This window comes from Rhizobium leguminosarum bv. trifolii WSM2297 (genome assembly GCF_000271845.1).
In genome coordinates this window covers 549,058-561,089 of the sequence record NZ_JH719395.1, presented here as the reverse complement: position 1 = coordinate 561,089, position 12,032 = coordinate 549,058, and the positions used below count along the sequence as shown (strand labels likewise).

15 protein-coding genes are annotated in these 12,032 nt (G+C 60.3%); 3 read left to right on the top strand and 12 right to left on the bottom strand.

Annotation, left to right across the window (positions count from 1 at the left end):
- Positions 1-12: 12 nt before the first annotated feature.
- Complete coding sequence (locus tag RLEG4DRAFT_RS17990; protein ID WP_003578764.1) at positions 13-1,158, bottom strand: SH3 domain-containing protein; 1,146 nt, start codon at positions 1,156-1,158, stop codon at positions 13-15.
- A gap of 194 nt (positions 1,159-1,352) precedes the next feature.
- Here RLEG4DRAFT_RS17990 and RLEG4DRAFT_RS17985 point away from each other — a divergent pair, with 194 nt between their 5' ends.
- A complete protein-coding gene (locus tag RLEG4DRAFT_RS17985) occupies positions 1,353-1,823 on the top strand; it encodes an MEKHLA domain-containing protein (RefSeq protein ID WP_003578762.1) in 471 nt (156 codons plus the stop codon).
- A 36-nt stretch (positions 1,824-1,859) separates the two neighbouring features.
- Here RLEG4DRAFT_RS17985 and maiA read toward each other — a convergent pair whose 3' ends face one another.
- Genes maiA through hppD form a run of 4 tightly spaced genes read right to left on the bottom strand, consistent with a single transcriptional unit; the run spans position 1,860 to position 6,045 of the window.
- Positions 1,860-2,492, bottom strand: coding sequence for a maleylacetoacetate isomerase (gene maiA / locus RLEG4DRAFT_RS17980; protein WP_003578761.1), 633 nt, complete (start codon positions 2,490-2,492; stop codon positions 1,860-1,862).
- On the bottom strand, positions 2,489-3,514 hold the full coding sequence (locus tag RLEG4DRAFT_RS17975) for a fumarylacetoacetate hydrolase family protein (protein ID WP_003578759.1): 1,026 nt from the start codon (positions 3,512-3,514) through the stop codon (positions 2,489-2,491). Before RLEG4DRAFT_RS17975 ends, maiA begins: the two co-directional genes overlap by 4 nt.
- An 18-nt stretch (positions 3,515-3,532) precedes the next feature.
- A complete protein-coding gene (hmgA, locus tag RLEG4DRAFT_RS17970) occupies positions 3,533-4,894 on the bottom strand; it encodes a homogentisate 1,2-dioxygenase (protein WP_003578756.1) in 1,362 nt (453 codons plus the stop codon).
- Between the two features lie 41 nt (positions 4,895-4,935).
- On the bottom strand, positions 4,936-6,045 hold the full coding sequence (gene hppD / locus RLEG4DRAFT_RS17965) for a 4-hydroxyphenylpyruvate dioxygenase (protein WP_003578755.1): 1,110 nt from the start codon (positions 6,043-6,045) through the stop codon (positions 4,936-4,938).
- 130 nt (positions 6,046-6,175) lie between these two features.
- Between hppD and RLEG4DRAFT_RS17960 the strand changes: the two genes are divergently transcribed.
- Positions 6,176-6,676 (top strand): Lrp/AsnC family transcriptional regulator, encoded by a 501-nt coding sequence (locus RLEG4DRAFT_RS17960; protein ID WP_003578752.1) that lies wholly within the window; start codon positions 6,176-6,178, stop codon positions 6,674-6,676.
- Between the two features lie 53 nt (positions 6,677-6,729).
- Here the strand turns inward: RLEG4DRAFT_RS17960 and RLEG4DRAFT_RS17955 are convergent, their stop codons facing one another.
- Positions 6,730-7,191, bottom strand: coding sequence for an Lrp/AsnC family transcriptional regulator (locus RLEG4DRAFT_RS17955; protein WP_037094662.1), 462 nt, complete (start codon positions 7,189-7,191; stop codon positions 6,730-6,732).
- Positions 7,192-7,316: 125 nt separating this feature from the next.
- Here RLEG4DRAFT_RS17955 and RLEG4DRAFT_RS17950 point away from each other — a divergent pair, with 125 nt between their 5' ends.
- The gene (locus RLEG4DRAFT_RS17950) at positions 7,317-8,108 is read left to right on the top strand and encodes a phenylalanine 4-monooxygenase (protein ID WP_003578748.1); all 792 of its coding nucleotides are present in this window, start codon (positions 7,317-7,319) and stop codon (positions 8,106-8,108) included.
- Between the two features lie 45 nt (positions 8,109-8,153).
- On the opposite strand, the gene RLEG4DRAFT_RS17945 is transcribed toward RLEG4DRAFT_RS17950, so the two are convergent.
- From RLEG4DRAFT_RS17945 to RLEG4DRAFT_RS17925, 6 genes are all read right to left on the bottom strand, one after another.
- A complete protein-coding gene (locus RLEG4DRAFT_RS17945; protein ID WP_171898219.1) occupies positions 8,154-9,155 on the bottom strand; it encodes a L,D-transpeptidase family protein in 1,002 nt (333 codons plus the stop codon).
- Positions 9,156-9,233: 78 nt separating this feature from the next.
- Positions 9,234-10,118: a hypothetical protein gene (locus RLEG4DRAFT_RS17940; protein WP_003578744.1), complete on the bottom strand. Its 885-nt coding sequence runs from the start codon at positions 10,116-10,118 to the stop codon at positions 9,234-9,236.
- Positions 10,119-10,224: 106 nt separating this feature from the next.
- Positions 10,225-10,539 carry a hypothetical protein gene (locus tag RLEG4DRAFT_RS17935; RefSeq protein ID WP_003578742.1) on the bottom strand — a complete coding sequence of 105 codons (315 nt, stop codon included), beginning with the start codon at positions 10,537-10,539 and terminating at the stop codon, positions 10,225-10,227.
- A 103-nt stretch (positions 10,540-10,642) separates the two neighbouring features.
- Entirely contained in the window at positions 10,643-11,224 is a 582-nt protein-coding gene (locus tag RLEG4DRAFT_RS17930; RefSeq protein WP_003578740.1) for a BA14K family protein, read from the bottom strand.
- On the bottom strand, positions 11,221-11,388 hold the full coding sequence (locus tag RLEG4DRAFT_RS40905; protein ID WP_003578738.1) for a hypothetical protein: 168 nt from the start codon (positions 11,386-11,388) through the stop codon (positions 11,221-11,223). Before RLEG4DRAFT_RS40905 ends, RLEG4DRAFT_RS17930 begins: the two co-directional genes overlap by 4 nt.
- 147 nt (positions 11,389-11,535) lie before the next feature.
- Positions 11,536-11,931 (bottom strand): DUF1236 domain-containing protein, encoded by a 396-nt coding sequence (locus RLEG4DRAFT_RS17925; RefSeq protein ID WP_003578736.1) that lies wholly within the window; start codon positions 11,929-11,931, stop codon positions 11,536-11,538.
- Between the last annotated feature and the right edge of the window lie 101 nt (positions 11,932-12,032).

The window sequence follows — 12,032 nt, the reverse complement described above, 5'->3', positions numbered from 1 at the left end:
TTTCTTTGATCGTCATTTGCAGCATAGCTGGCGAACATATGTATTTCCGAGGGTGATCATCGCGTCCTTCGCAATGAGCCCGTGAGCCTTCAATGCATTCGAAACGTCTTTGGCTTCCTGCTCGGCGTAGACGTCGCGCAAGGTCACGGCGAACCATCCGTTGGCGGCCAGATGAGCGGCGAGAGGAACGGGTGATTGTTTGACGAAGGCCTCCGCCTCAGATAGGGAGCTGAAGCTTTTCACCTGCACATAGCGTCGATCGCCGGCATCTTCCTCGAACTCCGCCACGTGAACCCAGGAGTAGTGCATATATCCGGTATTTCCGGAGACGGTGACCCGGTACCAATCTCCATCGATATCGAGTATCTGAACGCTGCTTCCGTTCTGCGCCTCGCCGATGGTTTTCGAGTCCGGGTTTTCCGAAGCCTTTATTGGCGCCCTGCCCTTTGGATGTCGTACCGAGCCGCTTCGCGCAAGCGGCACCTGCAGCGACTTTTCCGCCTTCGCCTGAACGCCGTCCGGCGTCTTGATATCACGGGAAGGCTCCGGTTCGACTTCCGTCGAAAGAAGCGGCGGCAAGGTCGGGGTCGTGACCTTGTACTTCGTCATCTCGCTGCCCGAGAGATAACGAATATCGTCACTGTCATAGCTCAAGGAAAGTTGCAACAATCCGGGATCGACGCCCATCTCGGACATGTAGCCGATCACTTCCGCCGTGATCTGCTGGACCGCCGAGACGGCGTCATTGACAGGCATACCCTCGGTGTCACTGAATGATGACTTATGCACGCCGATCGAGCCCGGCTGCGCGAACCGATGGACCCCACCAAGAAACGCCAGCGAACAGGCGGAGGCGCATTCGGCGGCCCGGACCTGCAAGGTCGAAAGCCCCAACGAACGAACTAGCCGGCCGAGCTCCATCGCCTTGGTGACGTTGCCACCTGGACTGTCGAAGCTGACGACAACTGGACGATCCCGTGCGACGACTTCACGAAAACCCGCGAGATCGTCGCTGTATTCGAAGGTGCCTGCGACTATGACAAAGGCCGAACCGGTGTCGGTTTTTTGCAGGGTGTAGCCGAGACGCGCCTCGGCCTCATCGGCGCCCAACCATGCGCAAACGACGAGTCCGAAGATCAATAGCTTCGAAGAGAACATTTCACCCTACCCCAGCAAAATCCGATCAATGCACAAGGGGCGATCTTCTGGCAAGCGGCACAATCAGAAGCATTGAGACACGGTAAAACGGCGATGCGCGCCGGGAAGGATTGCGGTTCAGATGGCATCGTAGACCTATGCGATGAATATCGGCTATGTCGCTGCACCGAGGCATCTGACCAGTGAGGCACTCCGTGACTTCTACCTACGACAATTACGCTCTCGATCTGAAGAGCGACCCGGATTTCTTCGCCCTCCTCACCGGAAGCTACATGCGGATCGTCGGCCGTCACCTTGTTCAGGACGGACAGGGACCGGACTGGCTTTACAACCACGCGCCTTTCGTGGTCCTTGCGCACAATACCGATCCCGATCCGCGCTTCATCTACGCCAACCGCACCGCGCAGAACTGCTTCGAATATAGCTGGGAGGAATTCATCACGCTGCCATCGCGGCTTTCAGCCGAGCAGCCCGATCGCGCCGAGCGTCAGCGGCTGCTGGATAGCGTTACGCGCGACGGCTTCGTCGACAATGGCCGCGGCCTCAGAATCGCGAAATCAGGGCGCCGTTTCTGGATCGAGAAAGTGACCGTCTGGCAGCTGATCGATGAAACGGGCAAGCGTTTGGGCCAGGCTGCGACATTTCCTTCGTGGCGGGACGCCTAGAAGGCTCCCGCCTGACCTGCCTCGCCGGCGGTTAAGTCACGGCTTCACGCGGTCGGGATGCGCCGCCTGAAAGGCCGGCAGTTCTGCGCACCGGGCATCGATATCGGCGATGCGCTTTAAATCGCTCAGATCGACGCCCCAGCGGCGGGCGTTGTAGATTTGCGGGATAAGGCAAAGGTCTGCCATCGTCGGCGCGTCGCCAAAGCTGAAGGCTCCGTCGCGTCCGCCTATCATCGTCTCCAGTTTGCGAAGCCCGTCGGCAATGAAGTGCTTCATCCATTCCTCGCGGGCGTCGGCCTTGTCGGTCACGGACATCAGATGGGCCACGACATGCAGGTTGCAGATCGGATGGATGTCCATGGCGACCGCATAGGCCAGCGCCCGCACGTGCTGGCGGTCGGCACTATCCGATGGCAGCAATCCGCATTCCGGCCGCAACTCGGCCAAATATTCGATGATGGCGAGCGACTGGGTCAGCGTTCTCCCTCCGATCACCAGGGTCGGCACCAGGCCTTGCGGATTGAGCGTGAGATAATCCGGCTCCCGGTGCGCTCCCTCCAGCAGGTTGATCGGCACTGTCTGGTAGTCGACAGCCAGGAGATTGAGCGCGATACGGACGCGATAGCTCGCCGACGACCGCCAATAGTCGTAAAGAACGACCTCGCTCATTGCGGCCCCGCTCCCCCATATCGCTCGACGGTCTGCTCGATCGCTCCGAAAATCGAATGGCCGGCACGGTCCTTCATCTCGATGCGGACCTGGTCGCCAAACCGCATGAAGGGCGTCTTCGGCGCTCCTGTTTCGATCGTCTCGATCATTCGCATCTCGGCGATGCAGGAATAACCGTCGCCTCCCTCTTCGACCGGCCTGCCCGCTCCGCCGTCGAGCTTGTTGGAAACCGTGCCGGAGCCGATGATCGTTCCGGCCGTCAGGCTGCGGGTTTTGGCGGCATGGGCGATCAACTGGCCGAAATCGAAGGTCATATCAATGCCGGCATTGGCCTTGCCGAACGGCCTTCCGTTCAGGCTGACGAGCAGTGGCAGATGCAGCCTGCCGCCACCCCACGCCTCCCCCAGCTCGTCCGGCGTCACCGCCACAGGCGAAAATGCCGAGGCCGGCTTGGACTGGAAGAAACCGAACCCTTTCGCCAGTTCGTCGGGGATCAGGCCGCGCAGCGATACGTCGTTGACGAGCATCACCAGGCGGATGGCGCCCCGCGCCGCTTCCGGGCTCGAACCCATGGCAACGTCGCCGGTGATGACGGCGACCTCGCCCTCCATGTCGATCCCATAGGCTTCGTCAGCCGCGACGATCGGATCGCGCGGTGCGAGGAAACTATCCGAACCGCCCTGATACATCAGCGGATCGGTCCAGAAGCTTGCTGGCATCTCGGCCCCGCGCGCCTTGCGCACCAGTTCGACATGGTTGACGTAAGCGGAACCGTCGGCCCATTGGTAGGCCCGCGGTAGAGGTGACGTTGCGTCATGCTCGTGAAACCGGATCGTCGGCTGAGCGCCGGTCTCGATACCCTCGGCAATCAGCGCCAGCCTCGGCGCCACGTGCTCCCAGTCATCGAGCGCCGCCTGCAATGTTCGGGCGATATGGCCGACTTCCGAGCAGCGGGTCAGGTCGCGGGAAACGACGACGAGGCGGCCGTCCCTGGTGGAATCCTTTAACGTCGCAAGTTTCATGTTCCAATTCCGATGTTATCACTTGATCCCGGGGGTTCCGTCGAACTTGCGTTCCAGCCCGTCCCAGCATTCGAGGTAATTGTCCTGCAGCGTCTCAAGCTCGGCGGCGTATTTCGTCAGCTGCTGCGGATATCGGGTCTCGAACATGAAGGCCATGGTGTGATCGAGCTTTACGGGTTTCAGCTCGGTATTGGCGGCCTTTTCGAAGGCCAGCGCATCCGGCCCGTGGGGAAGCATCATATTGTGCAGGCTCATACCACCCGGCACGAAGCCCTCCTCCTTGGCGTCATACTGGCCATGGATCAGGCCCATGAACTCGCTCATGATGTTGCGGTGGTACCAGGGCGGACGGAAGGTGTGCTCGGCGACCAGCCAGCGTGGCGGAAAGATCACGAAATCGACATTCGCCGTGCCCGCGTCTTCGGTCGGCGCGGTAAGTACCGAGAAGATCGACGGATCGGGATGATCGAAGCGGATTGCGCCAACAGGCGAAAACGTCCGCAAGTCGTATTTGTAAGGCGCGTAGTTGCCGTGCCATGCCACCACATCGAGCGGAGAGTGGCCGATTTCGGTGACATAGAATTTGCCGCACCATTTCACATGGACGCGGCAGGGCGTTTCCTTGTCCTCGAAAGAGGCGACGGGCGTCTTGAAGTCGCGCGGGTTTGCCAGGCAGTTGGCGCCGATCGGCCCGCGGTCCGGCAGCGTGAATTTGGCGCCGTAGTTCTCGCAGATATAACCGCGCCAGACCGTCTGCTCGCCGCTCTTCAGAATCTTGAACATCATGCCGCGGGGGATGAGGCAGATTTCCAGCGGCTCGACATCCATGATGCCCATTTCGGTGAACACTCGGATGGCGCCGAGTTGCGGCACGATCAGCAATTCGCCGTCGGCGTTGAAAAAGTAGTCGTCGACCATGTCCTCATTGAAGACATAGGCATGGGCCGACATGCCGACCTGGGTTGGGGCATCGCCTGCCGTGGTGATGGTCCGCACCCCTTGCAGAAAGGTCAGCTTCTCCTCAGGCGCGGGGATCGGATCCCAGCGAAGCTGGCCGAGAGGCAGCGAATGCTCGTCCAGGCAGGGCGCGGTTTTCCAGAGCGGATAGGAAGCGTTGGAGAAGCGGCGTGTGTGGCGCACGCTCGGGCGAATGCGATAAAGCCAGGACCTTTCGTTGGTCCCGCGCGGCGCCGTGAACGGCGAACCGGAAAGCTGCTCGGCATAAAGACCGTAGTTGCATTTCTGCGGGCTGTTCTGGCCCTGCGGCAGCGCGCCGGGCAGCGACTCTGTTTCGAAATCATTGCCGAAGCCCGGCATGTATTTCAACGTGTTTGCCGCCGCGGCTTCCGCGTCGGCAGCCTGGATCGATGTCTGGTCCATGCTCAACTCCTCCCAAAGCTTACAAGCGCCACGCCCGGAGTTTACTCCGCTGCGGTCCCGATGACACCACGCTTGATCTGATCGGCCTCGATCGACTCGAAAAGCGCCCGGAAATTGCCTTCGCCGAAACCTTCGTCGCCCTTGCGCTGGATGAATTCGAAGAAGATCGGGCCGATGACGGTTTTGGAGAAGACCTGCAGCAGGATTTTCGTCATGCCGCCATTCACCACCCCTTCGCCGTCGATGAGGATGCCGTGTTTCTTCATGCGCTCGAGCGGCTCGCTATGGCCGTTCACGCGTTCATAGGACATGTCGTAATAAGTCTCCGGAGGACCCGGCATGAAGCGCAGTCCGTTATCGGCAAGCTTGTCGGTCGCGCCGTAAATATCCTCGGTGCCAACGGCGATGTGCTGGATGCCCTCGCCCCGGTATTTCTTCAGATATTCCTCGATCTGGCTGGTGTCGTCCTTCGATTCATTCAGCGGAATGCGGATCTTGCCGCAGGGTGAAGTGATGGCGCGGCTGACCAGACCGGTGATGCGCCCATCAATATCGAAGAAGTGGATCTGCTTGAAATTGAACAGGTTTCGGTAAAAATCCCACCACTTGTCCATGTTGCCGCGGAAGACATTGTGCGTCAGATGGTCGAGATAATAGAAGCCGATACCCTCGGGATGCGGGTTGCCCTCGCCCAGCCAATCGAACTCGGCATCGTAGGCCGAACCCTTTGCGCCATAGGTCTCGACGAAATAGAGCAGCGAACCGCCGATGCCTGTAATGGCCGGGACGTCGAGCATCTTGTCGTCGCCTTCATAGGGAACAGCACCTTTCGCCACCGCATGGTCGAAAGCGTGTTTGGCGTCGACGACACGCCAGGCCATCGATGCGGCGCAGGGACCATGTTGCTCGACGAAGCGGGCTGCGTGACTGCCGGGTTCGGCATTCACGACATAGTTGATATCGCCCTGGCGCCAGACGGTGATGTTTTTGGTCTTGTGCCTGGCGACAGTGACATAGCCCATGCGCGTGAAAAGCTCGCTGAGCTTCTCGGGCTCGGGATGAGCGAACTCGACGAATTCGAAGCCATCGGTGCCGGCCGGATTGTCGGCGGTAATTTCCGACGGCGGTGCATCATGCGGGAAAGGACCCATTTTCTCCTCCTGAGAAGATCGGACTTTGACTGTGCAAAGTGTGGTCCAAAACGCGCGCAAAATCCTTGCATTCTCTATGCCTCAGGAAGATATTATGCACGATCTGTGAGCATTTTTGGAGTTTTACGCAATGGATGAACCGCTCGACAAATTGGATCTGCGCCTGCTGCAGGAACTGCAAAAAGACGGCCGGTTGACGAACAACGATCTGGGGGAGCGGATAGCACTTTCACCGTCGCAATGCTCACGCCGGCGCACACGGCTGGAGGCCGAGGGATATATTCGCAGCTACCGGGCCCACCTCGATCGGGAAAAACTCGGGCTTGATATGCTTGTGGTCATTTCCGTGACGCTCGCCACCCACAACAGGGACAATGCCCGCAGATTTTCCCAGCTGATCAACGGCCTGCCGGAAGTTCTGGAAGCCTATGCTCTCACCGGTGAAATGGACTATCATTTGACGGTGGCGACCCGCGGGCTCGCCGACCTCTCGAAATTCGTCAACGACGTGCTGCTGCCGCACGAGTCGGTGCAGCATGTGAAGACGTCGATCGTGCTCGATACGTTGAAGACTTTCGAAGGCTTTCCGGTGCACATCCCAGGCAGCCGGCATGGCGACAGCACCCGGTGATCTTGACGACACCCCTTGCCGTCTCGCCATCACCAATCGGTGACCAAACCGTGTCAGAGCGGCAGTTCGGTCGAGAATTTCAGCTCGCGCAGCACGAAACTCGAGACCACAGTGCGCACATGCGGATTGCGCAGCAGGTAGCGGGTCATGAAGACCTCGTAGCTTTCGACGTCTCTCGCCCGGATCTTCAGCATGTAATCAAAGGCGCCTGACAGGGCGTAGCACTCCATAATCTCCGGCCGCTCCAGCACCACCGACGCGAAAGATGCGACCGCCTCTTCGTGGTGGTCCTCCAGCGTGACATGCGCGATTACGCAGAGCTTGAGATCGAGTTTGCCGGGATCGAGCAAGGTCACCCGCTTGCGGATGACACCGTCGGCTTCCAACTCCTGGATCTTCCGCCAGGCGGAGCTCTGCGACATGCCGGCCTTCTCGGACAGGTCTGCCAGCGACAGACTGCCGTCGGCCTGAACGAGCTTCAGAAGGGTGCGACGGAAATTCCCAGGTTCTTTCATTTTCGGCACCATATTCGGGAATACTTGCCACCATTATGGCCATAGCCAGGATGAATGAAAAGAAAATCCTCCAAAGCTGGAGGATAATGGCAGGAATATCGTCATGCGCCTGGGAGGATCAGCCTATGACCAAGGAAAGCAGCTACACCGCCAAACTACCCGGCCCGGACGGCCTCTATGACTACAGCGCAGATGAAGATGCGATCTGGGGCGAACTCTACCGGCGTCAGATGAAGATCCTGGCCGATACGGCCTGTCGCGAATATCTGGACGGCGTCAAAATGCTCGGGCTCAAGCCCGAGAAGGTGCCGCAGCTTCTCGACGTCAACAGGCGGCTCAACGAGACCACCGGCTTCGGCGTCGAAGGCGTGCCGGCGCTCATTCCGCCATCGCGCTTTTACGAGCTTCTTTCGCAAGGCAAATTCCCCCTCGCAACTTTCCTGCGCCGTCGCGAGCATATCGACTATATCGAGGAGCCGGACCTGTTCCACGAGGTTTTCGGCCATTGCCCGCTGCTGACCAACCAGAGCTACGCCAATTTTGTCAGGCATTTCGGCGAGACGGCCGTTCGCCTCGGCAAGGGCTATTCCTGGCATCTGTTCCGGGTCTTCTGGTTTACCGTCGAATTCGGGCTAATCAACACGCCTGAGGGCCGGCGCTGTTTCGGCGCCGGTATCGTATCTTCGCCAAGCGAAGCGAAGGCGGCGATGGAAGGTAAGGCATGCGAGTTTCGGCCGTTCGATTTGCTGAGCGTGCTCAGAACCCCCTACCGCATCGACATCCTCCAGCCGATCTACTATGTCATTGACGACTTCGCCGATCTGGAAGCGATCGTGAACCAGGATATCGAGGGCATGATCCTCAAGGCGAAATCGCTCGGTGATTTCGCCCCCGCCTTCGAAGCCAAGGCTTCGTAAATCTTTGACGAGGCGAAGAGAGCGGGATTGCTGTCGCAGTCCCACTCACTTCGGTGTGGCTGAACTTCGGCTGACGAAATCCACCAGGACCCCTGGTTTGACCATGCCGGCCAGTTCTTCGGCGTCCCAGTTCGTCAGCCGCACGCAACCATGCGAGCCGACCTTGTCGATGAGCTTCGGCTCAGGTGTGCCGTGTATTCCATAGGTCGGCTCGGTCAGGTCGATCCACACTGTGCCGACCGGGCCGTTCGGTCCCTTCGGAATGGTCAGGACCTTGTCGTTCTTTCCCTGCTTGAAGTTCAGCTTCGGGTCATAGCGGTAGACCGGCATTCTCGCGACGCCCTTGACCTTGTGCTTGCCCGACGGCGCCGGATTGTCTTCGCTGCCGATGGTTGCGGGGTAGACGGCTAGCAGAGTTCCGTCCCCGGCATAGGCCAGCACCTGCCCCGCCTTCCTGTCAGCCTCGATGCTCTTGACCTTTCCTTGCCTTGGAGGACCGGGGTTCACCACCCAGACCGTATCGCCAGGAGCAAATTGCGAAGCCGGGTTGAGCGCCCCGACAAGATCGATACCCATGTGGAACCGCTCCGATAGCTTTTCCGCAACGCTGGTATATCCGAGGCTCTGCATCTTTGCCTTCTCGCCATAATCTTCTGGGATCTTGTCAACGAGACCCTTGGCGTCCTCTGCCGAGATCACGTAGCTCTCGACGATCGGCGTACCGCCTTCCAGGCGGGAGACGACCTCCGGATCCGGCCGCCCATCGACAGGAAGCTTGTTCATGGCCTCGAAGCCGGCCACGGCCTTGTTGACGTTCTCGCCGGAGAGGCCATCGATCACGCCGGGAGACGCGCCAGCCCGGTCGAGCAGGACCTGGAGGCGGACGATCGCCGGGTCTGGATCTGTAGGTGACCGCTTCTCCGCCCCAAGAGAGGCAATCGAAGCATTATTGATCTCTTCCGGTCGAAGTTCCCGCGCGGCGGCGCCGCCAACGGAGATGGCCAGGGCGAGCAGCGACATCGACAGCGGTGTTTTCATGGACAACAAATGGCCGGCGCCGAAACTTGTTCCATCGGGTAAGAGGACTTGGGCTTTCGGGCTTAGTCGCTCATGTGCCGCTCGATATCACGGCGCCTTTGCGCTCCTCCTGACTTCGCGCGATCTTGCCGTGCGGCGGGCGGGTCTCAGTTCCTCGATCGTCGGCAGCCACCATTCGGTCTCCTGAGCGGGAGGCATCTTCGCAGGCCAGGTGCGGACGAGTTCTTCCAGCGTCGGCACCCGCCAATATCCCCAGACGTGATCTTCGGTCGCGCCCGGATAAAAGTCGGTAACGACGTCCGGATCGATCAGTTCGCCGGTGATCTCGGTAAAGACGACGATGCCATAGGCGATGACCACCGGCCGCCCGATCGGCGGCAGGTCGTGGCTTGGAAGCGGGTAACGGTGACGCTTTCGTTCGGCGGAGCGGCGCTTGCTGCGGATGTCCTGTTCGGTCCCCTTCCGCTCCTCGGCCCGGCGCCGTCTCTCTTCCGGCTCGTTCCTGCGAGCCGCCGCTTCGATATCCGACCATCTCCGTCTGAGGTCCTCATAGGATCGAAAGGGAACGTGCCATATCCTCAGATCGCCGTCCCATCGTGAGAACGGCACCTCGCGCAGTTCGTCAACGACAGTGTTCGAATAGGGCGTGCGGATGCGAAAGCCGGCCTTGCCGAGTTCAAGATATGGGCTGTCGATCGGATCGAAGGCGAAGGCGTCGCGCCCCTTCGCATCCGCATGGACGTCGGCTTCCGCGTCCAGCTCGGCAAGCCATCGCCCGATGCGGCGGGAGGCCGTCCGGCCGGGAACGAACCAGGCTTTGCGGGCGTCGCTCCAACGGGCCCGCGGGAAACGCCTTCGGAACTGCTCGACGGTCATCCTGTCGTAAGGGAAGGCAATATCGGCGCCGGGCTTGGCGTCGTCATCGCCGGACGGCGCCTCATCTTGATCAGCGCGGGATTTCGCTTCGGTCATGGAAGGAGAACGCTCTCGCGGGGTGACGGTTTCCGCTGAGGCAGTCGGCTTATTGACCTGATGACGCCGGGGTCGCAGCCCCGATAAGAGCGCAGGCGATCTCTGCTCAGTGAATAGTGTTTGGCGACTTCTCCGGATGCGAGATGGCCTGGAGCGTCGCCATAAGCTTTTCGAATTCGGTCAGGACACGATTGAACTCGACATCCTGCATGTTGGCAATTTCCGATATCGTCGAGGAAACGGATGCGATGAGCCTGTCGATCCACATGCAACGCTCTGCCGGCACATTGCCGAGAACCTCCTGCCGATGCGTCTTCAGCTCGTGCAGGATGCGAATGATCAGCGCTCCCCGCTCGGCCCTGCTCAAGAACCGCAGCCTCGTCTGCGCCCGTTGAATTTCCGTCACCAGTGTCGTCGCCATCCCCTGATCTCCGACCCAATACTACCGGGTATCACAACCGCAGCGTTTGTAATACGGACTTTGGTCTGACTGCAACTCAGCGCAGTAGCAGCACCGGCTCCAATCAATTATTCCCAGCAAGGATAACCGGTGCGTCGCAGCTGCGCCGCGGCCCGTCCCATGGTTGATAACTGTTGTCTTCCGGTCGATACGACCTGTAACGAGCAGCGCACCAGGTAGCCGACTGTGTACTCACCTTCGTGCCGGCGCCTTCACCTGCCTCGGCGACATTTTGCTGGTACGGCGAAGAGCAGGCGCGGATCTCGCCACTATAGGATCGATAGCTGTTTGCCGCCGGATCGAAGGAACGATAATGTTGCGCGCACCAGGCAAGATGCTCGGCCGACAATTTCGGCTGCGGCGCCTGAGGTGCCGCTGAAGGGCCCGCGGGCTCCGGCTTCGCCCTTGCCGCCATCATGGCCGGCGCCTCGGTGACGTAACTGGAATAGAGAGGCGCAATCCGTTCGTAACCTTGCCGCTGAGGGTCGACTTTCACGGGTTGCGTCGTCCAGAGGTCGGGCTCGGCAAGGCCCTGGAAGGCATGAGGTTCGGAATCCGCCACGACATGGGAGGCAACGGATGCGGCGGCGATGCAGGCCCCGACGGAACTGACGATGCCGAAGGCGACGGATGCGACGGCGTTCATTTTCCCGCCCCCTGCTCTTGAGCCAGCGGAACCCAGACGCGTCCGGCAGCGCTGCTTTCTCTGCCGCCGGTCGCGACGAGCGTGGCGAGAATGGTGGCGATGGCCAGAAGGATGGCGATCAGAGGCACGGCCAGGCCAGCGGATTTCTCTTCTGAATAGGTCATGTTTCTCTCCTCGTGCTCGGCGTGACGCCGCCTGATAACGATCTCTCTGCTTTGGCCGCACGACGACATTGCCGTCCGTCGTGCGGCGGTTCTCAAGCTCTAATCTTAGGAAGGGAGACGCGGCAGGGCGCCGCGTAGAGGATCAGGTCACTTGATGACCTGGATCACCTTGCGTGACGAGGGTTCGACGATGACACGTTGGTCATTGACCACCGCATAAGCATAGGTCGGGTCATCGGGAATAGGCGTGACGACGACCGTCTCGGGCAGCGGCTGGCCGACGACAATCTTTTCCTTCACGACCACGCGCGCCGACGGGGCCGGAGCCTCGCGAACATAGGTGACCACCTTTTGCGGCGGCGGATCGATTGCCGTGCCGACGATTGCGCCGGCAACACCGCCAACGGCAGCACCCACGGGACCACCGACGATCGCTCCGGTGACCGCACCACCGGCCGCACCATTGACGGTCGATGACTGGGCGAATGCGACGCCCGACATCATGGTCACGGCTGCTGCGCTTACAATAAGCTTGGAGAGCATGTTTTCCTCCTTCTGTTTGAGGCGGCCTTGGCGACCGCTGCCAAACCAACTAGTTGGAGGCGCGGTCGTTCCACGCACCAGACCTCAGTCCGATGGATCCC

Bases quoted from the DNA above. Each gene is read 5' to 3' on its own strand.
- RLEG4DRAFT_RS17960 (WP_003578752.1), top strand. From the start codon at position 6,176: ATGGATGAACCGCTCGACAAATTGGATCTGCGCCTGCTGCAGGAACTG.
- hmgA (WP_003578756.1), bottom strand. From the start codon at position 4,894: ATGGACCAGACATCGATCCAGGCTGCCGACGCGGAAGCCGCGGCGGCA.
- RLEG4DRAFT_RS17925 (WP_003578736.1), bottom strand. From the start codon at position 11,931: ATGCTCTCCAAGCTTATTGTAAGCGCAGCAGCCGTGACCATGATGTCG.
- RLEG4DRAFT_RS40905 (WP_003578738.1), bottom strand. From the start codon at position 11,388: ATGACCTATTCAGAAGAGAAATCCGCTGGCCTGGCCGTGCCTCTGATC.
- RLEG4DRAFT_RS17940 (WP_003578744.1), bottom strand. From the start codon at position 10,118: ATGACCGAAGCGAAATCCCGCGCTGATCAAGATGAGGCGCCGTCCGGC.
- RLEG4DRAFT_RS17990 (WP_003578764.1), bottom strand. From the start codon at position 1,158: ATGTTCTCTTCGAAGCTATTGATCTTCGGACTCGTCGTTTGCGCATGG.
- RLEG4DRAFT_RS17975 (WP_003578759.1), bottom strand. From the start codon at position 3,514: ATGAAACTTGCGACGTTAAAGGATTCCACCAGGGACGGCCGCCTCGTC.
- RLEG4DRAFT_RS17935 (WP_003578742.1), bottom strand. From the start codon at position 10,539: ATGGCGACGACACTGGTGACGGAAATTCAACGGGCGCAGACGAGGCTG.
- RLEG4DRAFT_RS17930 (WP_003578740.1), bottom strand. From the start codon at position 11,224: ATGAACGCCGTCGCATCCGTCGCCTTCGGCATCGTCAGTTCCGTCGGG.
- maiA (WP_003578761.1), bottom strand. From the start codon at position 2,492: ATGAGCGAGGTCGTTCTTTACGACTATTGGCGGTCGTCGGCGAGCTAT.
- RLEG4DRAFT_RS17955 (WP_037094662.1), bottom strand. From the start codon at position 7,191: ATGAAAGAACCTGGGAATTTCCGTCGCACCCTTCTGAAGCTCGTTCAG.
- hppD (WP_003578755.1), bottom strand. From the start codon at position 6,045: ATGGGTCCTTTCCCGCATGATGCACCGCCGTCGGAAATTACCGCCGAC.
- RLEG4DRAFT_RS17950 (WP_003578748.1), top strand. From the start codon at position 7,317: ATGACCAAGGAAAGCAGCTACACCGCCAAACTACCCGGCCCGGACGGC.